Below are 23,451 nucleotides of genomic sequence, written 5' to 3'. Positions count from 1 at the left end.
CGGCAGTGGACACAACAAGGAAGCGGGGGGAAACCTTCCCCCCCGCCTCCTCCCGGCCCGTAGCACGGGCCGTAGCACTGGTCGCCCGCGCGGTGGTCAGCGCGGCAGCGTCGCCGGGCTCCCGCCGTTCGCCTCGTACCCCGCCACCGCCAGGTTCCGGACGACCGTGAACGCCGCCGCCGGGTCCCCGCTCAGCGTCCACGGCACCGCGCCCACGTGCCCGTCGACCTTCACCAGCTGGTGCATGGCCTCCGACCAGCGCTCCGCGCGCACCAGGAACCAGACGAGCAGATGGCGGACGTGCGCCAGCATCGGGTCGTCGGACCGGGCCGAGTGCACCGCGTACAGCGCGCCGTCCATCGCCTTCGACACCACCGCCGTACGGAAGAAGTCCTGCACGAGCACCACGTCCGGCACGTGCTCGTACACCGCGAACAGCGGCAGCGCCGCGAGCAGCGAACCGCGCGGGGCGCGCGCCGCGGCCGTCGTCGCGAAGTGGTCGGCCTCCTCGCGGGAGCCGTGCCACTTCTCGCACCAGTAGTGGAGCGCCGCCAGATGGGCACCCATGTGCTGCGGCGCCCGGTCGATGACCTGCGCCCACACCTGGTCGAACTGCTCGTGGCCGTAGCCGAGGCCGCGCGCCACGGCCAGCTGCGTGATGTACGGGACGGGGTCGCCCGGAGCGAGCAGCGCCGCCTCCTCGGTGACCTTCCGCGCCTCCTCCAGGATGATCCGGAAGTCGTCGGTCCCGGCCGCGGAGGAGCGCCACGCCTGCTGCACGAGGAACTCCGCGTGCACGGCCGCGCCGCCCGCGTCCTTGGGGGCGTCGGCCCGCCAGGACCTCAGCCACGCCCCGCCGACCCCGGGCCGCTCCTGGAGTTCGAGGGACGCGGCGCCCGCGAAGGCCTGGACGCGCTGCCAGCGCACCTCGCCGTCCTTGTCGGTGGCGGCGAGCAGCCGTGACGCGGCCCGCCAGTCCTGGGTGGCCTGGACGACGTCGAGCACGTGCAGAAGCTCGTCGTCGGCGCCCGGGAGCCGTACGTCCTGGTCCTCCTGCCGTACGAATCCGTACGCCTCGGGATCGGCCGCGTCCGGCGATCCGGGCGCCGCGAGCCGGATCCCGCCACCCCGGCGGCGCAGCAGATAGGGGCCGAGGACGCCGAACAGAAGGCCGAGCGCGATCAGGAACCAGAGAATCTCCATCTGTCCATTGTCCAGGACACCCGATGAGACGAACGAGGCGACCGTGGTCGTGCGGCACTACGCTCCTGACCATGAGCGACCAGCACTCCCACCAGAGTTTCGAGACCCGCGCGATCCACGCGGGCAACACCGCCGACCCGCTGACCGGCGCGGTCGTCCCGCCCATCTACCAGGTGTCCACCTACAAGCAGGACGGCGTGGGCGGGCTGCGCGGCGGTTACGAGTACAGCCGCAGCGCCAACCCCACCCGTACCGCCCTCGAGGAGAACCTGGCGGCCCTGGAGGGCGGCCGGCGCGGCCTCGCCTTCGCCTCCGGCCTGGCCGCCGAGGACTGCCTGCTGCGCACGCTCCTCGCGCCCGGCGACCACGTGGTCATCCCGAACGACGCCTACGGCGGCACGTTCCGCCTCTTCGCCAAGGTCGTGGAGCGCTGGGGCGTGGACTTCTCGGTGGCGAACACCTCCGACGTCGACTCGGTGCGGGACGCCCTCAACGACCGTACGAAGCTGATCTGGGTCGAGACCCCGTCGAACCCGCTCCTCGGCATCACCGACATCGAGGCCGTCGCGGGCGTCGCCCGTCAGGCCGGCGTGAAGCTCGTCGTCGACAACACCTTCGCCTCGCCGTACCTCCAGCAGCCGCTGGCGCTCGGCGCGGACGTCGTCGTGCACTCGCTCACCAAGTACATGGGCGGCCACTCGGACGTCGTCGGCGGTGCGCTGGTGACGGCCGACGAGGCGCTCGGCGAGGAGCTGGCGTACCACCAGAACGCGATGGGCGCGGTCGCCGGTCCCTTCGACTCGTGGATCGTGCTGCGCGGCATCAAGACCCTCGCGGTGCGCATGGACCGGCACAGCGAGAACGCGGAGAAGATCGTCGAGATGCTGACCCAGCACCCGAAGGTCACCCAGGTCCTCTACCCGGGCCTTCCGGAGCACCCGGGGCACGAGGTCGCCGCCAAGCAGATGCGTTCCTTCGGCGGCATGATCTCCTTCCGCGTGGAGGGCGGCGAGGAGGCGGCGGTCGAGGTCTGCAACCGCGCCCAGCTCTTCACCCTCGGTGAGTCGCTCGGCGGCGTCGAGTCCCTCATCGAGCACCCCGGCCGGATGACCCACGCGAGTGTCGCGGGCTCCGCCCTCGAGGTCCCCGCCGACCTCGTCCGTCTCTCGGTGGGCATCGAGAACGTCGACGACCTGCTCGCGGACCTGCGCCAGGCGCTGGGCTAGAACGCACGGACGCCGGCCCGGCCGGCACGGAGGGGCCCGGCCTCGACGGGGCCGGGCCCCTCCAGCTTCTCAGGTGCCGGGCAGCGGGTCCTTCAGATAGCTCCGGACCTCCTCGCGGAACTCGGGAGTGTCCGTGTGTTCGTGCACGGACACCGCGTGCTCCACGGCCGCCCGAAGAACCTCTTCCTCCTCGCCCGAGATGTAGAGCGAGCAGCCGGAGACGCTCGGCGCGTCCCGGCAGTCGGATGCTTTCCTGGCCATGACGACCTCCAGACGGGCCCCTTCCTCCAGGCTAGGCCCGTCTTCACCACCCTTCGAGCGGTGGTGTCGTCTCGGCGGGCGGGGCCTCCCAGGGACGGGCCGCCGACGCCCACACCGTGAACGCGAGCACCGCGACGACGAGCAGGCCCCACAGCAGCCGGCGCGCCAGCCGCTCGCGGCGGGCCCGCCGGGCTCCGCCCGCCGCTGCCCGTACGGCGAGGTCGGCGGGGACGGGTGGGTGCGGGGTGTCGAGGATGCGGCGGACCGCGGCCTCCTTGTCCTCGTGCCGGGTCACGCGGCCGTCTCCCGGGGCGGGTTCTCCCGCGGGGCGGCCGGGCGCGCGTCGTCCCGGCGCGCGTGCCGCTCCCGGGCCGCCGCCCTGAGCGCGGCGACCGAGCGGGCGCAGACCGCGCGGACGCGTGCCTCGGACAGTCCGAGCAGCGCCGCCACCTGCTCCTCGGCGACGCCCTCGTACAGCCGGAGGACGACGACGAGCCGTTCCTGCGGGTGGAGGGCGGAGAGGACACCGCCGCGGCCGCCGCGGTGCCGCCAGGCGGTGCGCGCGAAGCGGGCGGCGAGGTCGCGCCGGGTCAGGTCGTACGGGTCCTCGTCGCGCAGCCGGCCCCATACCGCGTACGTGTGGGCGAGTGCGGCGGTCAGCAGGGCCTGGGCGCGCGGGTTGCGGGTGCGGGTCTCGGCGGTGAGCAGGGTCGCGGCGTGCAGCAGCCGGCCCGCCGCCCCGGCGACGAACGCGTCGAACTCGCCGCTGTGGGCGGCGCGTTGGGCGTCGGGTCCGTTCTGCCGCTCTCGCACGTCCTCATCAGAGGACAGCGCGGGTGCGGGGTCAAGAGGTCGGCGCGGACTCGCTCGGCCCGTCGGCCGCGGAGGTGCTCGCGGACTCCGCCGCGGAGGCGTCGCCCGGTGACGCCGCGGACGCGCTCGCGGTCTCCGCCCCTGCATGCCCCGTGTGCGCCGACTGCCGTGCGGACAACGCCGTGTTGAAGCGGGTGAGGAGGGTGCAGAAGGATTCCCGCTCGGCCTTCGTCCAGCCGTCCGTGACCTCCGCCATCAGCTGGCGGCGCGAGGAGCGGACCTCCTCGAGGCGGGAGAGGCCGCGCTGCGAGAGCTGGAGGACGACCGCCCGTCCGTCCTCGGGGTGCGAGGTGCGCTTCACCAGACCGGTGTCGACGAGCGGGGCGACCTGGCGGGTGACGGTCGAGGAGTCGATGCCCATGCCCGCGGCCAGCGCCTTGACGCCCATCGGCCCTTCCTGGTCGAGCCGGTTGAGCAGGAGGTAGGCCGCGCGGTCCATCGAGTTCCGCAGCTGGCCCGTCCCGCCGAGGCGGGTCTGCTCGGCCCGGCGGGCGAAGACGGCCACCTGGTGCTGGAGGGCATCGAGGAGACCGGGGTCGAGCGCAGTCGTCATGTCCTGAGATGTGGGCATGGCTGTGGGTCTCTCTCGTGCGGGGGTGGTCGGTCGGTGGGGGACAGAGTACGCGGCCCCGGGGAGGTCCGTACCGGGCCTGCGCAAACCTGCTGGAGCCCCTGCCCGCCGGGCGGCCACGAGGGCCGTGAGCTGCGAGACTTGCTGTCATGAGCTTGCGTACGCCAGACCCCTTGCACCGGATGATGCTCGACGATGTGCGGGGGGCGCGGAAGATGCTGTCCGGGGTGGCCCGGATGACGGCCATGGAGGGAAGCCGTCATCTGTCGTCGCTGGTAGGGGCGCCGGTGCACCTCAAGTGCGAGAACCTGCAGCGGACCGGTTCGTTCAAACTGCGCGGGGCGTACGTGCGGATCGCCGGGCTGCGGCCCGAGCAGCGGGCCGCCGGGGTCGTCGCCGCCTCGGCCGGCAACCACGCGCAGGGCGTCGCGCTCGCCTCGAGACTGCTCGGGGTGCACGCCACCGTCTTCATGCCGGTCGGCGCCCCGCTGCCGAAGGTCGCGGCGACCCGGGAGTACGGCGCCGACGTCCGGATGCACGGCCATGTCGTGGACGAGACGCTGGCGGCCGCGGAGGAGTACGCGCGGGAGACCGGCGCCGTCTTCATCCACCCCTTCGACCACCCCGACATCATCGTGGGGCAGGGCACGGTCGGCCTGGAGATCCTGGAGCAGTGCCCGGAGGTCCGGACGATCCTCGTGGGCGTCGGCGGCGGCGGTCTCGCGGCCGGCATCGGGCTCGCCGTGAAGTCGGTGCGCCCGGACGTGCGGGTGATCGGCGTGCAGGCGGAGGGCGCGGCGGCCTATCCGCCCTCGCTGGCCGCCGGGCACCCGGTGGTCGTCGAGTCGCCGGTGACGATGGCGGACGGGATCAAGGTGGGGCGGCCCGGCGACGTGCCGTTCGCACTGGTCCAGGAGTACGTCGACGATGTCGTCACGGTCTCCGAGGACGCCCTCTCCTCGGCGCTCCTGCTCTGCCTCGAGCGGGCGAAGCTGGTCGTGGAACCGGCGGGGGCCAGCCCGGTGGCGGCGCTGCTCAGCGACCCGAAGGCGTTCCGGGGGCCGGTGGTGGCGGTGCTGTCCGGCGGGAACGTCGACCCGCTGCTGCTCCAGCGCATCCTGCGGCACGGCATGGCCGCCGGAGGCCGCTATCTGAGCCTGCGGCTGCGGGTCACGGACCGGCCGGGGGTCCTGGCGACCCTGCTCGCGGTCCTCACGGCGGCCGACGCGAACGTCCTGGACGTCAGCCATGTGCGGACCGACCCGCGGCTCGGCCTGACAGAGGCGGAGGTCGAGCTGCACCTGGAGACGAAGGGACCGGAGCACTGCCGGGAGGTCGAGGACGCGCTGCGGGACGCCGGGTACACGGTGCTCGGCTGACCGGCGCCGAGCAAGATCGTGTGGCGCGGGTCACAAATTCACTGGGCGGGGCGGGCCCTCGGATCCTAGGATCGGTGGGGCAAACGCCTCCTCTCCCCAGGAGAACCCACATGCCAGGCGCGATCCATGCCGAGGGTCTGGTGAAGACCTTCGGCGACGTACGAGCTCTGGACGGCGTGGACCTCGACGTGCCGGAGGGCACGGTCCTCGGTCTGCTCGGCCCGAACGGCGCGGGGAAGACGACCACCGTGCGCGTACTGACCACGCTCCTCCAGCCGGACAGCGGCAGGGCCGTCGTGGCCGGCATCGACGTACTCAAGCACCCCAACGAGGTGCGCCGCTCGATCGGTCTCTCCGGCCAGTTCGCGGCGGTCGACGAGTACCTCACCGGCCGCGAGAACCTCCAGATGGTCGGGCAGCTCTACCAGATGAAGGCGAAGGCCGCGAAGGCGCGGGCCGGTGAGCTCCTGGAGCGCTTCGGCCTCGCCGACGCCGCCGACCGCACCGCGAAGACGTACTCCGGCGGCATGCGCCGCCGCCTCGACCTCGCGGCGGCCCTCGTCGTCGCCCCGCCGGTGATGTTCATGGACGAGCCGACCACCGGCCTCGACCCCCGCAACCGGCAGGCCCTGTGGGAGGTCATCAAGGAACTCGTCGCCGGCGGTACGACCCTCCTCCTCACCACCCAGTACCTGGAGGAGGCCGACCACCTCGCCCACGACATCTGCGTCGTCGACCAGGGAAGGGTCATCGCGCGCGGCACCTCCGACGAGCTCAAGGCCCAGACGGGCGGCGAGCGCGTCGAGGTCGTCGTCCACGAACCGGAGATGATCACCGGCGCCCGTGACGTCCTCGCCCGCTACGGCATCGAGGGCATCGGCCACGGCGAGGTCTCCGTCGAGAACCACACCCGCAAGCTGACCGTCCCCGTCACGGGCGGCGCCAAGCTGCTCGCCGAGGTCATCCGCGACCTGGACGCCGTCGGCGTCGAGATCGACGACATCGGACTGCGCCGCCCCACGCTCGACGACGTCTTCATCTCCCTGACCGGCCACGCCGCCGAGCGGGACGAGCAGGAGGACGAGGCGACGGCCGGCCGGAAGCGTGGCGGGAAGACCCCGAAGGAGACCGTGAAGTGACCACCGTCCTGGAGGGGACCGACCGCCTGGCCGCGCCGCGCCCCCGCGGTGGAGTCGTCCAGTCCGTGAGCGACTCGCTGGTCATCGCCCGCCGCAATCTGATCAGGATGTCCCGGATCCCCGAGATGATCATCTTCGGGCTGATCCAGCCGATCATGTTCGTGGTGCTGTTCAGCTATGTCTTCGGCGGCTCCATGCAGATCGGCGGGTCCACCTCGCCGAACGTCTACCGCGAGTTCCTGATGGCCGGCATCTTCGCCCAGACCGTCACGTTCGCGACGGCGGGCGCCGGCGCGGGCATCGCCGACGACATGCACAAGGGCCTCATCGACCGCTTCCGCGCCCTGCCGATGGCCCGCGGCGCGGTCCTCACCGGCCGGACCCTCGCCGACCTGGTGCAGACGACGCTCACGCTCTTCGTCCTCGCGATCGTCGCCCTGCTGGTCGGCTGGCGCATCCACGAGGGCGTCCCGAAGGCGCTGGCCGCCTTCGCGCTCCTGCTCCTCCTGGGGTACGCCTTCTCCTGGATCGGGGCCCTGATCGGCCTCTCGGTCCGTACGCCGGAGGCGGCGACCTCGGGCGGGCTGATCTGGCTCTTCCCCGTCACGTTCATCTCGAACGCGTTCGTGGACTCCAGCAAGCTGCCCTCCTGGCTGCAGCCCATCGCCGAGTGGAACCCGTTCAGCGCGACGGTCCAGGCCTGCCGGGAACTCTTCGGCAACCCGGGCGTCTCCACGTCCGACGCCTGGCCGATGCAGCACCCGGTGTGGGCGTCGCTGATCTGGTCGGTGCTGATCATCGTGGTCTTCCGGACGCTCTCGGTACGGAAGTACCGCTCGGCGACGGTGTGACGGACCCGCGCACCGCGAAGGGCCGGACCCCCCGAGGGGGCCCGGCCCTGTGCGTGGAGCAGGCGCCTCAGCCGGTGTACGGCTTCGCGCTGAGGATCTTCACCGCCGCCTTCTTGCCGTTCGGCAGTTCGTACTCGGCGTCGTCACCGGCCTTCTTGCCGTTGACGCCGACGCCGAGCGGCGACTGCGGCGAGTAGGTCTCGATGTCACCGCTCGCGTACTCACGGGAGGCGAGCAGGAAGGTCATCGTGTCGTTCTCGTCGCCGTCGAAGGCGATCGTGACGACCATGCCCGGCTCGACGACGCCGTCGTCCGCGGGGGCCTCGCCGACCTTGGCGTGCTGGAGCAGCTGGGTGAGCTGGCGGACCCGGAGCTCCTGCTTGCCCTGCTCCTCCTTCGCCGCGTGGTACCCGCCGTTCTCGCGCAGATCGCCCTCTTCGCGCGCGGCGGCGATCTTGGCGGCGATCTCGGTACGCGCGGGACCAGACAGGTACTCAAGCTCGTCCTTGAGCTTGTTGTACGCCTCCTGGGTGAGCCAGGTGACGTTGTCGCTGGTCTGGGTCACAGGTGCTCCTCGTAGGTACTGGGAATACAAAGCATCGCCCTACACGGGAAACGGTGCTGTCCCGGGTGGGCGAAACCACGAGCCTAACAATGAGTGGCGAAAAGCGGGAGGACATAACCATCGGGGATGGCGTCACCCCAGGTCACCGTGGTGACTCGCCGGGACTCGACACCCGCTCCCTACCCACCGCTACCGGGCCGTACACCCCACGAGCTCGGCACTCGTCGCGTGCGCGGTCGTACGGAGCGAGAAGACGCTGTCGACCCGGGTGGCGGGGTCGTCGATCCGGACGTCCTTGCGGGCCACCTCGGTGCCGTCCTCGGCCCGCGAGCGCAGCGTGCAGACGCCCAGGACACCCTCGTCCTTGCGGATCTCCAGGTGCACCTGGACCTCGGTGGGACTCACCACGTCGAACTTGATCATCTCGGCGCTGATCCTGCTGTCGACGACGTAGTGCCAGCCGAACCAGCCCATCAGGCCGAGGAAGAGAACACCGAGCACCGCGCCCGTGATCCTGAGCTTGCGGTCCGCCGCCTTGTCCGCGGAGCGCCCGTAGCGCTCCTCGGGCAGCTGCTCTCGCACCGCGCTCATGATCGATCCTCTCGAAGCCGGGGGTGGCGGAATTTTCATCCCCCCGATTCCGTCACTATAGAGACCACCCTCCGCGTCGAATCACTGAGGATCGAGTCTTGACTGAGCAGCTGCGACTGATGGCCGTTCACGCCCACCCCGACGACGAGTCGAGCAAGGGTGCGGCCACGATGGCCAAGTACGTGTCCGAGGGGGTGGACGTCATGGTGGTGACGTGCACGGGCGGCGAGCGGGGCTCGGTCCTCAATCCCCAGCTCCAGGGCGACCCCTACATCGAGGCGAACATCCACGAGGTCCGCCGCAAGGAGATGGACGAGGCCCGCGAGATCCTGGGCGTCTCCCAGGAGTGGCTGGGCTTCGTCGACTCCGGCCTTCCCGAGGGCGACCCGCTGCCCCCGCTGCCCCAGGGCTGCTTCGCCCTGGAGGACGTCGACACCGCGGCCGGGGCGCTGGTCCGCAAGATCCGCTCCTTCCGTCCGCAGGTCGTCACGACCTACGACGAGAACGGCGGGTACCCGCACCCCGACCACATCATGACCCACAAGATCTCCATGGTGGCCTTCGACGGCGCGAACGACGCCGAGAAGTACCCGGAGGCCGAGTTCGGCCCGGTCTGGCAGCCCCTGAAGCTCTACTACAACCAGGGCTTCAACCGCCCCCGCACCACGGCCCTGCACGAGGCGCTCCTCGCCCGTGGCATGGAGTCGCCGTACGGGGAGTGGCTGGAGCGCTGGAAGGAGTTCCAGCGCAAGGAGCGGACGCTCACCACGTTCGTGCCGTGCGCCGACTTCTTCGAGACCCGCGACAAGGCACTGATCGCCCACCGCACCCAGATCGACCCCGACGGCGGCTGGTTCCGGGTCCCGATGGAGATCCAGAAGGAGGTCTGGCCGACGGAGGAGTACGAGCTCAGCAAGGCGCTGGTCCCGACCTCCCTCCCCGAGGAAGATCTCTTCGCGGGCATCCGCGACAATGCCTGACATGAGCGCACACCTGGCACTGACCCAGCTTGTCCCCTTCGCCGCCGAAGAGCTGGACAAGAACAAGGTGACCCCCGGCGTCCTCGGCTTCGTCGTCTTCGCGGTCATGGCCCTCGCGGTCTGGCAGCTGATGAAGTCGATGAACCGCCACATGGGCAAGGTCTCCTTCGAGGAGGCCCCCGATCCGGCGGTCGCCGCGGCCGTGAAGCCCGGCAAGGCGGCGGCGGGCGAGTAGCGGTACGTCGCCGACTCAGGGCCCCGGGATCTCCCGGGGCCCTGAGTCGTGCCTGGGCGCGGAACGGCTTCCCGCGCAGGGTCACGACCCGCTGCCACGGCTCCGCGTTCGAGGGGCGCCGGCGCGGGGGGTCGGAGCGGTCGCCCTTGTCCCGCCTGGCCTCCGGAGGGTTTCGCGGCCACGCCGAACGCATGTCCTTCGAGATCACGTCCGATGGCGTTCATCTGCCAAATAGCGCATCAGGGTGATCAGCCGGAACCAATCCTCTCTCCGGCAGTTGATCAGCGTGCTTCGGTACGGAGCATTCCAGGGCCCTCCAGCTCAAGAAGGAAAATCTCGTGATCAAGAAGGTTCTCGCCACCGCGGCAGTTGCGGCCTCCGTCGTCGGTATGTCCGCTGCCACGGCGACCGCGGCGGCCGATGACGGCAACAGCACCAACGTCATCGGCAACACGTCGAAGCAGGCCATCGGCAGCAACTCGACCGGTGGCTACATGAGCCCGAACTTCGGCCTCATCAACGGTGGCGTCCTGCACTGCTTCGATGTCCAGGACATCACCGCTCAGGTGCCGGTCATCAACCTCGTCTCCGTCCCCATCGACGACGTTCTGAGCCCGAAGCAGAACATGACGTGCACCCAGAACTCGGTCGAGCAGCAGCAGAACAACCCGCTGTCCGACCTCGTCGACCTGCTGGCCGACAACGGCAACACCGACGTCAGCTGACGTCAGCCTCGTCGCTGAGCGGCCCCGTCCCTTCGCAGCTCCACTGCGAAGGGCGGGGCCGCTCCGCCGTACCGGCGCCCCGGCCGTACGACGCCTCCGTGGCGCAACGGACGGGGCTCAGCCGTGTGCGCGAGGATGGGGGGCATGCCGAACAGACTGGCTCATGAGACGTCCCCCTACCTCCTCCAGCACGCCGACAACCCGGTCGACTGGTGGTCCTGGTCGGCCGAGGCGTTCGAGGAGGCGCCCCGCGGCGATGTTCCCGTGCTGCTGAGCGTCGGCTACAGCAGCTGCCACTGGTGACAGTGAACTCGCGAACCCAGGAGTCGGCGGCGCTCATGTCTCTCTGATGATCACGCGCTGCCCGCAGAGCTTCGACCAGTCGCCTCGGTCGGAGGTCAGGACGATCGCGAGGGGACGCTTCGATGCGAGCCGCCACTCCGAGGTCGTTGCACAGGAGCAAGGAGAGCGCCTCGGAGACATGCGCCAGTGAGCGGGCCGGCTCCTCCTTCGCGCGGGGCCCGCTCGGTGTCTTCGTCCCGGAGGTGCCGGCGACGAACGACTCGGCTCGAGCTGCCGTCTCGTTCCGTCGGCGCAAATGCTCCGGCCCGGTCGGTCAGGGGCGCCTCGTGGACCCGGCCGAGGAGCCATGGGTCCGCCCGTGCGCTGGAGAGCCTCACCTCTCAAAGTGATCTGCATCACACCTCCCCCTTTTCTTGGTGATCCGCTGCTGCGGTTCGGCCCGGCACGCTGGCGGCCGGAGCTGCGGCTTACCTGGAAGGAATCTGCGCAGTCGCGCTGCGCAGTGAGGTGTTCCGGTCTCTACTCAACGTGCCGCTTCCCTGAACCAGCGCGTGTGGCCGCTAATCTGGGTGTCACGCGGAAACCCTCTGGGTGTCGAGGCCGCCTGGGGGGCGGTGAAGAGAAGGTGTGCGCAGTAACACTGCGCACCGAGTTCTCCACTGGACGACGTGGCGGCTGAACCAGCTGCTCGCGGCCACCGCTGGGGGGCGTACTTCATCAACCGGGCGAAGTGGAACGAGAAGAACTTCGAGGAAGGGTGCTCGATGATCGAAGAAGCGGAAGACCCGGCAGCAGAGGTCGCCGACCGGCTGTGGCGGGCGTACGCGCCCTACCGGCGCGGCCGGGGTACGGCCGGCGACCTCGACGCGATGCTGGCGATCCTGATGCTCGCCGCCTTCGCGGAAGAGAAGGGCCAGGCCGAGGGTGATTTCGTGAAGCGGTGGAAGCGTGCCTCGGCGGAGGCCGCCGTCGGTTTCTCCCCGGTGACCGAGCTGCGGGGGGCTCTGCAGGAGGCGGCCCGGCGTCCGGGTTTTCCGCTGCCTTGGTCGGCTGACCTCGACCTTGGGAGCGGGCCGGACGACGCCGCCTGGACGACGGCTTTCGTCGCGGCGCTGGATCGGAGTCCCGGCCTCGGAGAGGTCGCGGTGGCCGACGTCTGCGAGCTGTTGCTCCAGCGTCACGCGGAGGAAGGGGCATTGCCGGGAGGGGAGTTCTATACACCGCGCGGGGTCGCTGATCTGCTCGCGGATCTGGCCGGCCCGCGTGCGGGAGACCGAATCATGGACCCGGCCTGTGGTACCGGAAGCGTGCTCGCGGCCGCCGCTCGGTACCTGGCCGAGAGGGGGCCGGTCGGTGACAACTCGTTCGAGGCGTACGCGGTGGATCGGGCCAACGTGCGCCCGGCGATGCTGAACCTGGCCCTGCACAGGGTGAGCGTGCCGCAGGTGGGGCTGGCGGACCCGGCGATGCTGTTGCGGGACCGGAATCTGGGCCGTGTGGACCGGGTGTTGAGCAATCCGCCGTTCAACCAGCGGATCGACGGGTGGGAACGGCGACAGTTCGTCGCGCCACCGGAGTCGAGTGCCAACTTCGCCTGGTTGCAGCTCGCTTGGTCCCAACTGAAGGAAGGCGGGATCGCGGCGGTCGTGATGCCTGCGCGGGCGGCTTGGGCGGGAGGGGCGGAGGCGCTGATCCGCCGGGAGATGGTGGCCCGGGGCGCGGTTCTCGCGGTGATCGCCTTGCCGGCGTACCTTTTTGCGGGAACCAACATCGCCGTGCACATCTGGGTACTCGGCCGAGGGCGCCGGGCCTTTCCGGCGCACCGAAGCGATTCCGTAGTCCTCGTCGATGCGCGCGGCGCGGGAGGGCGGTCGTCGGAGCGGCCCCGCGTGCTGGCGAGCGAGGACGTCGGCCGCATCGCCGAACGCTTCCGACTCTGGTTCGAAACCTCGGAGGAGGTGGACGAGCCGGGTTTCTCCCGATCGGTCACCTACGCCGAACTCATCGAGAACGCCGGCAACCTTGATCCGCGGACTTACCTCAGGACGGAGAGCGAGCCGGGTGAGGTCACGGACCTGAGCGCCGTGCTGGCCGATTTCGAGCGGCGTAACCGCGAGACGTCGGAGCTCGGGGCGGAGCTGGCGCAGATCGCCGGCGCACAGGATCAGTTGGCGCAGAACGGCATCCGATGCCAGAACCTCTCACTGAAGGACGTGGTGGACGAGGGGGGGACGGCTGGTGGCCGTCCCGTGCGGCTGCTCGCGGGGCCTTCGGGAAGCCTGATCCGGGCCCAGGACTATGTGGAGGGTCCTGGGGTCCCTGTGGTGATGCCGAAGGACATCTCGGACATCGGCTTCCTCGTGGACGACATCAAGCGCATTTCCGAGCAGCATGCCGAACGGCTCGACCGATTTCGGTTGAGCCCGGGCGATGTCGTGATCGCCCGCCGGGGTGATCTCGGACGGTGTGCCGTGGTCGGGGAAGAGCAGCAGGGCTGGGTCTGCGGCACCGGCTGTTTCGTGATCACCCCTCCCGGCACCGTCGACTCCCGCTACTTGGCGGCATTCCTGCGCAGCTCCGAAGCTCGGGAGTGGCTCGATGCGCATTCGACCGGAAGTCTCGCACTGCGGACCATCTCACTCGATGTGCTCGGGATGCTGCCCGTCGCCCTTCCCGATCTCGACACCCAGAGGTCCATCGGCGCGGCCATGGCGAGCTTCGATGCCCACGAGCGGCGATTGCTGGACCAGTTGGCGGCGATGCGGGACATGCGCAGCAAGGCGCTGAGCAGCTTCCTGGCGAGATGAGGCGGCCGGACCCCGTGCGCAGGCGAAGCGGACGGCACCCTTTCCCCTCAGTTCTCCTGAACTGCTGTAATGAGGAGTTGATCCAAGCTGCTTGTGCTGCTTAAAATCGAAGACAAGTTAAGGTATCCCGTCGGGGGAGGCCGTCTACGTCAGGAGCGCGCATGGCCACGCTGAGCATCCACTTCGACCCCGCCGTCATCGCCCGACTCGTGAGCGCGAGCGGTGACGACACCATCCACGTCACCCTGTCCCTCGGGGAAGGGCCCGCCTCGGCGCAGGCCGCTCCGGTGATCCCCCAGGGACCTCTGGCCGGGCTGATGCGCGCCGGCCTGCTGGAACCGGGGGCGGTGCTCACGTTCCGTCAGCGCCGAGCCAACAGGTCGGGCCGTGCCGTCGTCACTGCCGACGGCCAGCTCGTCGTCGACGGACACCCCTCCCCCTTCCCCTCGCCGTCGAAGGCCGCGGAGGCCGTGACCGGCAACATCATCAACGGCTGGACCCTGTGGCGGACACACGACGGATTCACGCTGGATCAGCTGCGGCAGAAGCTGGATGCCGAGTAGCCGTCCAGGCGCCCCGCGGCCGGGGGCGTCGAACCCGTCCTTGAACCAGGCCGTTCACCTGCACCCGCCGCCGAGGCATCTCGTTCCGGCAGTGGGCTTCGAATACGGGGGGCTCCTTGTACGTAACCTTTGACCTGATCACCGCCCTTGTCGTTTCCGGGGCCTTCGCAGCCGGGGTGCTCGTCTACCGCCGGACCGCGCCACCGGAGGGTGCGATCGGTCAGTCGAGAGGAGAGCGGCTGGCGGTCGCACTCGGTGCGGCGGCGACCGTCATCGTGATCGGCAGCTACCTCGGGGGCGGGTTCCGAGGCTTCGAGCACGCCGCGAACGCACGGCCGGTGGAACCCGCGAAGTCCGAGGTCAGCCGGTAGGCGGTGCCGTGGCCGGAGGTGCCCCGGGCGGAAGGGTCGCCTGGGGCACCTCCGACGTTCGGGCGCCTCCGGCTTTCGCGAACCCAGCAGACGACGGTGCTCACACGTCCCTGACGGTCACGCGCTTCCCATAGACCTTCGACCGGTCATCGCAGGATGGGCGACGAACAGCGGACTCTCTGGCCGTGCAGGTCAAGGGCGGGGTCTCGACGCGCACCCGGCGGGGGTACCGCGTCCAGGTCGGGGACCACGGGGACAATTGGCGTGACGGCAGCCTGCCGGTGCTCTGCGTCGTCCATGATCCCGAGCGGAATGGCCTCTTCTGGGCCAATGCGACTCGTCAGCTTCGCCGAGCAGAAGCGCTGCGCAAGACGTTGAAGTCAGTTGTCGTCCGGCGGGAGTCCACGCTGGACGATTCCACCTTCGAGGCCTTCGTCTGGCGCACGCGAAGCTACTTGGCCCGGGAGCGCGAGGGTGTCGGCAGATGGGCGGACATGGCGGAGGTCGAGTTCGAGCCGAACGACATCGTCAAACCGTTCGTCAACGAAGTTGGCGAGCCCATGGTCTTCTGGCAGAAACACGGGGAGCCGTTTGCGGTGTTGCTGCATCACGACCTCGACTGGGAGCCCGTGCGCATCCAGGAGCAGATGCTTCGCCTCGATCTCATCCCGTCGATCGGGGACATCATCCTTGACGGTGCCGAAGCACACTGGCTCATGGGCTGCTTCAAGTCCACCGAATGGTGGCGTCGACCAGTCGAAGAGGGCGGGCCCTTCCAGATTCGGTGGCGACGGATTCCGCAAGGCTCGGCATGCCCGGAACGCTCGCTGACAGCCAAACGTCGACGGCGGGGCGACGCCCCGGTTCCTTACAGGGCCCCGAGATCGACCGTGATGGGGAAAGGCGCCGTGGCCTTCACCGTGCCGGTGAACATCTCGCCGTCCCGGTAGGCCCTGGTGGCGGGATCGAGGACGTAGGTATAGATGATCGGGACCCCGGTGGCGGCCTGTTCGACCCGCCAGTAGAAGGGGATGCCGGCCTTGGCGTACTGGTCCACCTTCACGATCCGGTCAGTGGTCTCCGAACCGGGCGACACGACCTCGACGACCAGGAGTACGTGCTCGGGGCGGGTGGGTGTGAGATCGATGGTTTCCGCTCGGTAGACGGTGACGTCCGGGCGGCGGTTGGTGAGTGGAACGTCCTGCAGGCGGACGTCGAAGTCCGTGTCTGCGTTCCAGTCCGGGCCCGCGGCGGCGTCCAGGGCATTGGCCAGGATCCGAGCCAGCCGGTTGTGCCGCTTGGAGGCGCTCGGGCTCACGACGACCATCCCGTCCACGACCTCGATGCCGGCGCACTGCTCCTCGGACCAGGAGTCGTACTGCTCCGCGCTGATCTGCATGTGCATCCACGCGGGTGCCACCATCTCGGCGGTCATGGTGTACCTCCTTCGAGGAGCCTCGGCAGGTCAAGCGTCGCTGCGCCCAGCCTACTGTTCCGGGGTGCCGGGCTGCCCGGCCTGGAGGGAGGCGGCGGCGCCCGTCACGTAATGGCGCACCAGCGCAATTCGGCCGAGCGGGGCGGACTCGTCAGGGTTTCACCGGCCGCGCCAGGCGCTGTGAGAGGCTGGGTCGTATGAACCGGTTGGCTGGTATGACCTCGCCTTATCTGCTTCAGCACGCTGACAATCCGGTCGACTGGTGGCCGTGGGGACCCGAGGCGTTCGAGGAAGCGAAACGGCGCGATGTACCCGTTCTGCTGTCGGTCGGATACTCTGCGTGTCACTGGTGTCATGTGATGGCGCACGAGTCCTTCGAGGACGACGCCACCGCCGCGGACGTCAACGAGCACTTCGTCGCGGTCAAGGTCGACCGCGAGGAGCGCCCCGACGTCGACGCCGTCTACATGGAGGCCGTGCAGGCGGCGACCGGGCAGGGCGGCTGGCCCATGACGGTCTTCCTCACCCCGGACGCCGAACCGTTCTACTTCGGCACCTACTTCCCGCCCGAGGCCCGGCACGGCATGCCCTCCTTCCGTGACGTCCTGGACGGCGTCTCCCGTGCCTGGACGGAGCGCCGCGACGAGGTCGGCGAGGTCGCCGGCAACATCACCAAGGACCTCGCGTCCCGCTCCCTGGCATACGGCGGCGACGGCGTCCCCGGCGAGGCGGAACTGGCCCAGGCCCTGCTCGGCCTCACCCGGGACTACGACTCCCGCAGCGCCGGCTTCGGCGGCGCGCCCAAGTTCCCGCCGTCGATGGTGCTGGAGTTCCTGCTGCGCCACCACGCCCGTACGGGCGCCGAAGGCGCCCTGCAGATGGCCGCCGACACCTGCGCGGCGATGGCCCGCGGCGGCATCTACGACCAGCTCGGCGGCGGCTTCGCCCGCTACTCCGTGGACCGCGACTGGGTCGTGCCCCACTTCGAGAAGATGCTCTACGACAACGCCCTGCTCTGCCGGGTGTACGCGCACCTGTGGCGGACCACCGGCGACGACCTGGCCCGCCGGGTCGCCCTGGAGACCGCGGACTTCATGGTCCGCGAACTGCGCACCCCGGAGGGCGGGTTCGCCTCGGCGCTGGACGCCGACTCCGACGACGGGACGGGACGGCACGTCGAGGGCGCGTACTACGTCTGGACACCGGCGCAGCTGACCGAGGCGCTGGGCGAGGAGGACGCCCGCGACGCCGCCCGGTACTTCGGAGTGACCGAGGAGGGGACCTTCGAGGAGGGGGCCTCCGTCCTCCAGCTCCCGCAGAACACGGGCCCGGTCGACGCCGACCGGATCGCCTCGGTCAAGGAGCGGCTCCTCGCCGCCCGCACGCGGCGGCCCCGCCCCGGCCGCGACGACAAGGTGGTCGCCGCCTGGAACGGCCTGGCGATCGCCGCCCTCGCCGAGACCGGCGCCTTCTTCGACCGCCCCGACCTGATCGAACGCGCCACCGAGGCCGCCGACCTGCTCGTCCGCGTACACATGGGACAGGGCGCGCGGCTCTCCCGGACCTCCAAGGACGGCCGGGGCGGGGCCAACGCCGGAGTGCTCGAGGACTACGCGGACGTCGCCGAGGGCTTCCTCGCGCTCGCCGGTGTCACCGGCGAGGGCGTCTGGCTGGAGTTCGCCGGCTTCCTCCTTGACATCGTGCTCGACCAGTTCGTCGCCGAGGGCGGGGCGCTGTACGACACGGCCCACGACGCGGAGACCCTGATCCGCCGGCCGCAGGACCCCACCGACAGCGCGACCCCGTCCGGCTGGACGGCCGCCGCCGGAGCGCTGCTCTCGTACGCCGCCCACACCGGCTCGGAGGCCCACCGGGCGGCCGCCGAGGGCGCCCTCGGCGTGGTCAAGGCCCTGGGCCCGCGCGCGCCCCGCTTCATCGGCTGGGGCCTGGCCACGGCGGAGGCCCTGCTCGACGGGCCGCGCGAGATCGCGGTGGCGGGACCCGCCGGGGACGACCTGGCCCGCGCACTGCACCGCACCGCCCTCCTTGCCCCCGCGCCCGGCGCGGTCGTCGCCTCCGGCACCCCCGACAGCGACGAGTTCCCGCTGCTCAGGGACCGACCGCTGGTGGACGGGGGAGCGGCCGCGTACGTCTGCCGGCACTTCACCTGCGACGCGCCCACGACGGACCCGGCCGAACTGGCACGCAAACTCGGCCGCTGACGGCGCCGGCACCCGGCGGGGGCTACGCGCAGACGAGCGAAGCGCCGCCGGCCGGCCGGTACTCGGCCTGGGGGATCTCACTGGACGGGGTGAGGCGGGCCGGCGGCAGCGGCTCGTCCGCGCGCAGCCGCGCGAACACCTCCTCGGCGTGCGCCACGTTCCAGGCGACCGAGGACCCGGCCCCCTGGACGTTCTCGAAACGGAGTACGGGCACGGTCGCGAACTCCATACCGTCCGGGGTGAGGTTCCGCAGGCGCACGGCGAGGAACATCAGGTCCAGGGTGGAGAGCCCGCGGTGCTCCGCCGCCGCAGGCCCGCGCAGCACCGAGGCGAACGTCATCAGCCGCAGCGGGTTCCCCAGCAGGTCCGAGCGCACCTTCCGCAGGGTGTTGACGACGAACTGCTGCTGCTTGCGGATCCGTCCGAAGTCCATCTGCCCGTCGGCGCGCCGTGAGCGCACGTACTGGAGGGCCTCTCCGCCGCCGACGTTCGTGGTGCCCGGCCCGAGGTCGATGCCGGTGGACGTGTCCTTCAGCGGCTTCGGGACACAGATCGGCACGCCGCCGTCGAACTGGTCGACGGCGTCCATGAACCGGCGGAAGTCGATCTCCAGATAGCGGTGCACGGGGAGCCGCGTCGTCCTTTCGACCATCTCCATCGCGTACGACGGCCCGCCCTCGGCCCAGGCGCTGTTGAGCTTCGCCGCATGGGTGCCGTGCAGGGCGCCCGTCCGCCGGTCCCGGTGGCCGGCGGCGAACTCGGTGAGCGAGTCGCGCGGCAGGCCCAGCACGCTGACCCGCCTGTTGTCGGCGGAGACGTGCACCAGCATCATCACGTCGGTGCAGCCGCACTCCTTGCCGCCGAGCCGGTACGCCTCCTTCTCCCGCGCGGTCACGCCCTTCCGGGTGTCGAGACCGACCACCAGGATGTTGAGCCCCCGGCTCGGGGACGGCAGGGCGGGGGACGGCAGGTCGGAGGACGGCAGAGCGGCGGGGGCGGCGGCGAGCGCCCCGGAACCGAGGGCGACGAGCGCCGCGGTGGCGAGCGCGAGCCGCCGCGGGCGTGCGAATTTCCTGACGGACACGGGCATGCACCACCGGAGGTCGGGAATGTGGACCCGCACAGTAAATCGATTCTCTTCGTACACAGGTTCGCGACGCGACATCGGCCGATGGAATCACTCTCCTGCGGGGTCTGTGGAATGATGCGGGAACCGCACCGGATGGGAGGGAAAGATGGCGCCCGATCCCGGGAAATGGGAGCGGATGGCCTTCATTCCGAAGAGCCGTTATGTGGTGGACCCGCCACCCGCCGACCGAGGACCGTTCCCCCTGTACTCCTCGCTGGTACAGCGGTGGGCCCAGGCGGGCCGCACGGTGCCGGGAGTTCCCGACCACGAGTGGGAGCGGCTGATCAGGACGCCGATCTGGCCGCGCTGACCGAAATCGCGGCATCCGGCGTAATTCGGTGAATTCGATGGGGTGAATGCCGCGGGTTCGACGATGCGCGCGGTCCGCTTTCCGGCATCGTGCTCGGCGATGTGTGCAGCGGAAGCCGGGGCGCGAAAATGTGCCCCGTGTGATCACGAAAGCCGTGAGGAGTCTTCCGCCGCAGAAAGGATTCAGACGAAATGAAGTGCAAGAAGGCTGCGGCCGTCGTCGCCGGAATCATCATGGCCATGGGTGTGGCGTCGCCCGCCTTCGCGGACGCGGGGGCGCAGGGCGCGGCCTTCGGCTCGCCGGGCATCCTTTCCGGGAACGTCGTCCAGGTCCCGATCCACGCGCCGATCAACGTCTGCGGCAACTCCGTCAACATCGTCGGTCTGCTGAACCCGACCTACGGCAACGTCTGCATCAACGCCTGACGCCGGCGCCCCCTCGCAGGGGCGCGATCCGAGGGGCCGGACCCGGTAGGTGCCCAACACACCTGCCGGGACCGGCCTTTCGTCATGTTTCCTTCACGAGGTCGGGCGTCCGGCCACGGCCCTCGCGTTCCTCGGCCGGCGCGACACCCGGCTTCGTCGCGCGGCACGCCTCCTGGGAGGGGATGCGGGCCGCCGACGGGGACGGCTGTGCGGGCGCGGGGCAGGGCGCGGGCCGAAGGCCTTCGGAGCGGTCGGGGCGGCGGAGTGCCGCGAGTCCCTTGCGCAGGGCCTGCCGGAGCCAGGCCCAGGTCATGGCGAGGCCGGGGACGGGGTCGTCGGCGGCGAACCAGGCCGTCTCCACGCGCCGCGTCGGGGTGCCGGACTCCACGGCCGGTTCCGCGTCCGGTAGCGCGACCGTCTCCGTACCTTCCGCGTCGCCGTACCGCGCACCGGCCGAGATGCCCCGTTCGGCGTCGGGGCCGCGGCGCGGGGAGGTGAGTACAGCCAGCGCCGCGTAGTTCTCCACCACGAACCGGCGGCCGTACGCGGGGGAGTGCGGCGGGACCCGGCGCCCGGTCAGGTCCAGATGCATCGCGCGGACGACGTCGAGTCCTTCGCGGTCCGCGAAGAGCCGGAACTGGGCGCCGGGGCGCGGGTTGAAGTCGATCAGGTGGTACGTGCCCGTCGACCGGTCGAGCCGGAAGTCCAGATCGACCACGCCCCGGTGACCGAGCGCGGTGAGCAGTTCGCGGGCGATGCGCTCCACGGCCGGATTCGGCGTCCACCGGCCGACCGCCGTGAGCCCGGCCCCGTGCGGCCACGAGCGTTCCTTGCGCCCGGTGGCGGCGGCGGAGCAGCGGCCGGTGGAGTCCGCGTACCCGTGGAAGAACCAGTCCAGGTGCCGCCCCGCCGGCAGCAGCCGCTGGAGCAGCAGCCGGCTGCCGGCCTGTGGGGTACGGGCGTACAGCGCGCGCACCTCGGCGAGTGAACGCACGATCGACGTACTGCGCAACCCGCTTCCGGCCGGGAGCAGCCAGGGGCGGCTCCACTTGGCGACGACCGGCAGCCCGAGCGACCACGCCATGGCGGCCGCCTCGTCGGCGCCGGCGGGGATCTCGGTACGGGGATGGGGGAGGTTCAGGGCCCGGCAGGTCTCGGCGAGGGCAGCCTTGTCGGCCACCCGCACGAGCCGCCCGGGCGTCTGGTCGGGCAGCAGGTACCGGCCTGCGAGCTCGGTGCGGTGCTCGGCAAGGGCGAGGGCGGTGATGTCGTCCATGGGGACCAGGAGCGCGGGCCCGGGACCGGAGAGCCCGTCGGAGAGCGTCAGCAGGAGGCGGGAGAGCTCGGCGGAGGAGGGGGCGCCGGGGCTCAGGTGGACGTCGCGGACATAGCGCGAGCGGGCGACGGGGCTCGTGAGCGACTCGATCACCGCGTGGACCGGGATGCCGGCCCGTCCGAGGGACCGGGCGGCGCCGAGCGTGCCGTGATGAAAGGGATTCCGGTCGAGTCGTACGAGGAGCGCGGGGACGCCGGTGTCAAAACTCGGCACGGCATGTCCTCACCTCGAGTGCCCCAAGTGGGCGATGGAATCCTCCAATGGACTACGGATCAGTTCCTCCCTGCGTTCACGGTCGGCTTATTAGGAATACTTTCTGAACATCGGATTGACGGCTCATCAAGCGGCGCGGGACGAGAAGGAGTGGTCATGGCCAACGGAAGACGGAAAGTATCGAGAACGTGGTGGGGGGTGTTCACCGCAGGGCTCCTCGCCTCGGGTTCGGTCGTGCTGTCCTCTCCGGCTCACGCCGCCGAATCCCTAACGACCGGGGCTCCCGAACCGACTCTCTCCAGCGCGATGGGCGCGTTCCTGGAATCGGGCCCCGTGGGTGTCAGCCGCATCCGTCAGATGGAGCGGTGGCTCGGCGGCAGGGAGCTGCGGGTCGGGCACACGTACCTCCCCGGCGACCTCTGGTCGAACATCGAGGGCCCCCCGGGGTTCCTGGACGCCTGGGCGGACTGGCGCAACGAGCGGGAGGACCGGCTGTTCGTCCTGAACGTGCCGATGCTGGAGCGCAACGAGGCGGGGGTCTCCGACCACGAAGTCCGCAGGCAGCTCCAGCTCGGCGCCTCGGGGTACTACGACCACCACTTCAAGGCGCTGGCCGAACGCCTGGTCGACCTGGAGGCGAAGGACACCGTCATCGTCCTCGGGTGGGAGATGAACGGCACCACGTACACCCACCGGTGCGCACCGGATCCGGAAGCGTGGAAGCAGTACTGGAACCGGATCGTCACCGCGATGCGTTCCGTCCCCGGTCAGGAGTTCCGCTTCGACTTCAACCCGAGCCGGGGCAGGGACGCCGTTCCCTGGACGGAATGCTATCCGGGTGACGACGTGGTCGACATCATCGGCATGGACTCGTACGACCAGCCGTCCGGGTCCAGTTTCGACAGTCACGTCAATGAGCCGTACGGGTTGCGCAAGCAGGTGGAATTCGCGGCCGAGCACGGAAAGCAGATCTCGTACCCGGAATGGGGGCTCTTCCGGAACGGGGACAACGCCGAGTACATGCGGCGCATGATCGAATGGATGAAGCAGCACAAGCCGCTGTACCACACGATCACCGACTACTGCCCGCACGGTGTCTGGCAGTGCGATGACAATCCGAAGTCGTCGCAGGTGTTCCGACAGATGCTGTACGGCGCCGAACCCGAGGTGCCGGAGGTCCCGCCGAAGCCGGAGGTTCCCCCGAAGCCCGAGCCCAAGCCGGAGGTTCCGCCGAAGCCCGAGCCCAAGCCGGAGCTCCCGCCCAAGCCTGAGCCGAAGCCTGAGCCGAAGCCGGAAGTCCCGCCGAAGCCGAAGCCGAAGCCGGAGCCGAAGCCGGAGCCCAAGCCGGAGCCGAAGCCGGAGCCCAAGCCGGAGCCGAAGCCTGAAGCCCCGCCGGAGCCCAAGCCGGAGCCGAAGCCCGAGCCGAAGCCCGAAGTCCCGCCGAAGCCCGAAGTCCCGCCCAAGCCGGAGGTTCCGCCCAAGCCCGAAGTCCCGCCGAAGCCCAAGCCGGAACCCCAGCCCGGGACGGACTGCCTGACCATCAATCTCGGTTCCTGGGTGGAGAGCTTGCTCGGCGGGCCCCTCTGCATCGACAAGGGCGACTCGAAGGACGAGATCGACGACATCGTCGACGCCGTCGACAACAACGACGTCGGCGACACCGAGCCCTGGGAGGAGATCATGGACAGCGAGAACTGGCCCTTCTGATCACCCGAGGGTCACCGCGGCGGCGGAGGAG

24 protein-coding genes and 2 pseudogenes are annotated in these 23,451 nt (G+C 70.4%); 16 read left to right on the top strand and 10 right to left on the bottom strand.

The window, feature by feature from the left end; all coding sequences use genetic code 11:
* Window positions 1-96: 96 nt before the first annotated feature.
* The gene (locus tag ACFVYX_RS09095; protein WP_389680703.1) at window positions 97-1,203 is read right to left on the bottom strand and encodes a hypothetical protein; all 1,107 of its coding nucleotides are present in this window, start codon (window positions 1,201-1,203) and stop codon (window positions 97-99) included.
* Between the two features lie 71 nt (window positions 1,204-1,274).
* Here ACFVYX_RS09095 and ACFVYX_RS09090 point away from each other — a divergent pair, with 71 nt between their 5' ends.
* Window positions 1,275-2,429 carry a cystathionine gamma-synthase gene (locus ACFVYX_RS09090; RefSeq protein ID WP_389680702.1) on the top strand — a complete coding sequence of 385 codons (1,155 nt, stop codon included), beginning with the start codon at window positions 1,275-1,277 and terminating at the stop codon, window positions 2,427-2,429.
* A 69-nt stretch (window positions 2,430-2,498) separates the two neighbouring features.
* Here the strand turns inward: ACFVYX_RS09090 and ACFVYX_RS09085 are convergent, their stop codons facing one another.
* Genes ACFVYX_RS09085 through ACFVYX_RS09070 form a run of 4 tightly spaced genes read right to left on the bottom strand, consistent with a single transcriptional unit; the run spans window position 2,499 to window position 4,134 of the window.
* Window positions 2,499-2,690, bottom strand: a complete 192-nt coding sequence (locus tag ACFVYX_RS09085) for a DUF1059 domain-containing protein (RefSeq protein WP_389680701.1) — start codon at window positions 2,688-2,690, stop codon at window positions 2,499-2,501.
* A 43-nt stretch (window positions 2,691-2,733) separates the two neighbouring features.
* Complete coding sequence (locus ACFVYX_RS09080; protein ID WP_389680700.1) at window positions 2,734-2,985, bottom strand: hypothetical protein; 252 nt, start codon at window positions 2,983-2,985, stop codon at window positions 2,734-2,736.
* Complete coding sequence (locus ACFVYX_RS09075) at window positions 2,982-3,503, bottom strand: sigma factor-like helix-turn-helix DNA-binding protein (protein ID WP_389680699.1); 522 nt, start codon at window positions 3,501-3,503, stop codon at window positions 2,982-2,984. The genes ACFVYX_RS09080 and ACFVYX_RS09075 overlap by 4 nt, the downstream gene beginning before the upstream one ends.
* 31 nt (window positions 3,504-3,534) lie before the next feature.
* A complete protein-coding gene (locus tag ACFVYX_RS09070; protein WP_389680698.1) occupies window positions 3,535-4,134 on the bottom strand; it encodes a MarR family winged helix-turn-helix transcriptional regulator in 600 nt (199 codons plus the stop codon).
* Window positions 4,135-4,283: 149 nt separating this feature from the next.
* On the opposite strand from ACFVYX_RS09070, the gene ilvA reads away from it, so the two are divergent.
* The 3 genes from ilvA (at window position 4,284) to ACFVYX_RS09055 (ending at window position 7,503) form a co-directional block, all read left to right on the top strand.
* Window positions 4,284-5,513, top strand: a complete 1,230-nt coding sequence (ilvA, locus tag ACFVYX_RS09065; protein WP_389680697.1) for a threonine ammonia-lyase — start codon at window positions 4,284-4,286, stop codon at window positions 5,511-5,513.
* 110 nt (window positions 5,514-5,623) lie between these two features.
* A complete protein-coding gene (locus ACFVYX_RS09060; RefSeq protein WP_389680696.1) occupies window positions 5,624-6,652 on the top strand; it encodes an ATP-binding cassette domain-containing protein in 1,029 nt (342 codons plus the stop codon).
* Window positions 6,649-7,503 (top strand): ABC transporter permease, encoded by an 855-nt coding sequence (locus tag ACFVYX_RS09055; RefSeq protein WP_389680695.1) that lies wholly within the window; start codon window positions 6,649-6,651, stop codon window positions 7,501-7,503. The genes ACFVYX_RS09060 and ACFVYX_RS09055 overlap by 4 nt, the downstream gene beginning before the upstream one ends.
* Window positions 7,504-7,570: 67 nt before the next feature.
* Here ACFVYX_RS09055 and greA read toward each other — a convergent pair whose 3' ends face one another.
* Together greA and ACFVYX_RS09045 are read right to left on the bottom strand one after the other, a co-directional pair.
* Window positions 7,571-8,068 (bottom strand): transcription elongation factor GreA, encoded by a 498-nt coding sequence (greA, locus tag ACFVYX_RS09050; protein WP_030548867.1) that lies wholly within the window; start codon window positions 8,066-8,068, stop codon window positions 7,571-7,573.
* A 189-nt stretch (window positions 8,069-8,257) separates the two neighbouring features.
* Window positions 8,258-8,659, bottom strand: a complete 402-nt coding sequence (locus tag ACFVYX_RS09045; RefSeq protein ID WP_389680694.1) for a DUF4307 domain-containing protein — start codon at window positions 8,657-8,659, stop codon at window positions 8,258-8,260.
* 98 nt (window positions 8,660-8,757) lie between these two features.
* Between ACFVYX_RS09045 and mca the strand changes: the two genes are divergently transcribed.
* The 8 genes and pseudogenes from mca to ACFVYX_RS09005 all read left to right on the top strand — a co-directional run.
* Complete coding sequence (gene mca, locus ACFVYX_RS09040) at window positions 8,758-9,639, top strand: mycothiol conjugate amidase Mca (RefSeq protein ID WP_389680693.1); 882 nt, start codon at window positions 8,758-8,760, stop codon at window positions 9,637-9,639.
* The gene (locus ACFVYX_RS09035; protein WP_389680692.1) at window positions 9,632-9,874 is read left to right on the top strand and encodes a hypothetical protein; all 243 of its coding nucleotides are present in this window, start codon (window positions 9,632-9,634) and stop codon (window positions 9,872-9,874) included. The genes mca and ACFVYX_RS09035 overlap by 8 nt, the downstream gene beginning before the upstream one ends.
* A 338-nt stretch (window positions 9,875-10,212) precedes the next feature.
* Window positions 10,213-10,599, top strand: coding sequence for a rodlin (locus ACFVYX_RS09030; protein WP_389680691.1), 387 nt, complete (start codon window positions 10,213-10,215; stop codon window positions 10,597-10,599).
* A gap of 144 nt (window positions 10,600-10,743) precedes the next feature.
* A pseudogene (locus ACFVYX_RS09025) lies at window positions 10,744-10,899 on the top strand (DUF255 domain-containing protein); the annotation flags it as partial.
* 671 nt (window positions 10,900-11,570) lie between these two features.
* Complete coding sequence (locus tag ACFVYX_RS09020) at window positions 11,571-13,709, top strand: N-6 DNA methylase (RefSeq protein ID WP_389680690.1); 2,139 nt, start codon at window positions 11,571-11,573, stop codon at window positions 13,707-13,709.
* Window positions 13,710-13,870: 161 nt separating this feature from the next.
* A complete protein-coding gene (locus tag ACFVYX_RS09015) occupies window positions 13,871-14,272 on the top strand; it encodes a DUF4357 domain-containing protein (protein ID WP_389680689.1) in 402 nt (133 codons plus the stop codon).
* A gap of 116 nt (window positions 14,273-14,388) precedes the next feature.
* Window positions 14,389-14,643, top strand: a complete 255-nt coding sequence (locus tag ACFVYX_RS09010) for a hypothetical protein (RefSeq protein ID WP_389680688.1) — start codon at window positions 14,389-14,391, stop codon at window positions 14,641-14,643.
* Between the two features lie 164 nt (window positions 14,644-14,807).
* A pseudogene (locus ACFVYX_RS09005) lies at window positions 14,808-15,593 on the top strand (DUF4365 domain-containing protein); the annotation flags it as partial.
* On the opposite strand, the gene ACFVYX_RS09000 reads toward ACFVYX_RS09005, so the two are convergent.
* Window positions 15,512-16,078 carry a Uma2 family endonuclease gene (locus ACFVYX_RS09000; RefSeq protein WP_389680687.1) on the bottom strand — a complete coding sequence of 189 codons (567 nt, stop codon included), beginning with the start codon at window positions 16,076-16,078 and terminating at the stop codon, window positions 15,512-15,514. The pseudogene ACFVYX_RS09005 and the gene ACFVYX_RS09000 sit on opposite strands and share 82 nt — an antisense overlap.
* A gap of 197 nt (window positions 16,079-16,275) precedes the next feature.
* Here ACFVYX_RS09000 and ACFVYX_RS08995 point away from each other — a divergent pair, with 197 nt between their 5' ends.
* A complete protein-coding gene (locus ACFVYX_RS08995) occupies window positions 16,276-18,300 on the top strand; it encodes a thioredoxin domain-containing protein (protein WP_389680686.1) in 2,025 nt (674 codons plus the stop codon).
* Window positions 18,301-18,322: 22 nt separating this feature from the next.
* Here the strand turns inward: ACFVYX_RS08995 and ACFVYX_RS08990 are convergent, their stop codons facing one another.
* Complete coding sequence (locus ACFVYX_RS08990; RefSeq protein WP_389680685.1) at window positions 18,323-19,384, bottom strand: LCP family protein; 1,062 nt, start codon at window positions 19,382-19,384, stop codon at window positions 18,323-18,325.
* A gap of 151 nt (window positions 19,385-19,535) precedes the next feature.
* On the opposite strand from ACFVYX_RS08990, the gene ACFVYX_RS08985 reads away from it, so the two are divergent.
* Window positions 19,536-19,739, top strand: coding sequence for a hypothetical protein (locus ACFVYX_RS08985; RefSeq protein ID WP_389680684.1), 204 nt, complete (start codon window positions 19,536-19,538; stop codon window positions 19,737-19,739).
* Between the two features lie 191 nt (window positions 19,740-19,930).
* Entirely contained in the window at window positions 19,931-20,164 is a 234-nt protein-coding gene (locus ACFVYX_RS08980; protein ID WP_389680683.1) for a chaplin, read from the top strand.
* Between the two features lie 82 nt (window positions 20,165-20,246).
* Here ACFVYX_RS08980 and ACFVYX_RS08975 read toward each other — a convergent pair whose 3' ends face one another.
* Window positions 20,247-21,713 (bottom strand): ATP-grasp domain-containing protein, encoded by a 1,467-nt coding sequence (locus ACFVYX_RS08975; RefSeq protein WP_389680682.1) that lies wholly within the window; start codon window positions 21,711-21,713, stop codon window positions 20,247-20,249.
* Between the two features lie 333 nt (window positions 21,714-22,046).
* Between ACFVYX_RS08975 and ACFVYX_RS08970 the strand changes: the two genes are divergently transcribed.
* The gene (locus tag ACFVYX_RS08970) at window positions 22,047-23,420 is read left to right on the top strand and encodes a glycoside hydrolase family 26 protein (protein ID WP_389680681.1); all 1,374 of its coding nucleotides are present in this window, start codon (window positions 22,047-22,049) and stop codon (window positions 23,418-23,420) included.
* Window positions 23,421-23,451: the final 31 nt, after the last annotated feature.

It is taken from the genome of Streptomyces sp. NPDC058326, from assembly GCF_042879855.1.
GTDB lineage: Bacteria > Actinomycetota > Actinomycetes > Streptomycetales > Streptomycetaceae > Streptomyces.
Note: the sequence above shows the minus strand (reverse complement) of the source record. Positions and strands in the feature narration are given on the sequence as shown.

Bases quoted from the DNA above. Each gene is read 5' to 3' on its own strand.
- ACFVYX_RS09095 (WP_389680703.1), bottom strand. From the start codon at position 1,203: ATGGAGATTCTCTGGTTCCTGATCGCGCTCGGCCTTCTGTTCGGCGTC.
- ACFVYX_RS09090 (WP_389680702.1), top strand. From the start codon at position 1,275: ATGAGCGACCAGCACTCCCACCAGAGTTTCGAGACCCGCGCGATCCAC.
- ACFVYX_RS09085 (WP_389680701.1), bottom strand. From the start codon at position 2,690: ATGGCCAGGAAAGCATCCGACTGCCGGGACGCGCCGAGCGTCTCCGGC.
- ACFVYX_RS09070 (WP_389680698.1), bottom strand. From the start codon at position 4,134: ATGCCCACATCTCAGGACATGACGACTGCGCTCGACCCCGGTCTCCTC.
- ilvA (WP_389680697.1), top strand. From the start codon at position 4,284: ATGAGCTTGCGTACGCCAGACCCCTTGCACCGGATGATGCTCGACGAT.
- ACFVYX_RS09060 (WP_389680696.1), top strand. From the start codon at position 5,624: ATGCCAGGCGCGATCCATGCCGAGGGTCTGGTGAAGACCTTCGGCGAC.
- ACFVYX_RS09045 (WP_389680694.1), bottom strand. From the start codon at position 8,659: ATGAGCGCGGTGCGAGAGCAGCTGCCCGAGGAGCGCTACGGGCGCTCC.
- ACFVYX_RS09035 (WP_389680692.1), top strand. From the start codon at position 9,632: ATGCCTGACATGAGCGCACACCTGGCACTGACCCAGCTTGTCCCCTTC.
- ACFVYX_RS09015 (WP_389680689.1), top strand. From the start codon at position 13,871: ATGGCCACGCTGAGCATCCACTTCGACCCCGCCGTCATCGCCCGACTC.
- ACFVYX_RS09000 (WP_389680687.1), bottom strand. From the start codon at position 16,078: ATGACCGCCGAGATGGTGGCACCCGCGTGGATGCACATGCAGATCAGC.
- ACFVYX_RS08995 (WP_389680686.1), top strand. From the start codon at position 16,276: ATGAACCGGTTGGCTGGTATGACCTCGCCTTATCTGCTTCAGCACGCT.
- ACFVYX_RS08985 (WP_389680684.1), top strand. From the start codon at position 19,536: ATGGCGCCCGATCCCGGGAAATGGGAGCGGATGGCCTTCATTCCGAAG.
- ACFVYX_RS08980 (WP_389680683.1), top strand. From the start codon at position 19,931: ATGAAGTGCAAGAAGGCTGCGGCCGTCGTCGCCGGAATCATCATGGCC.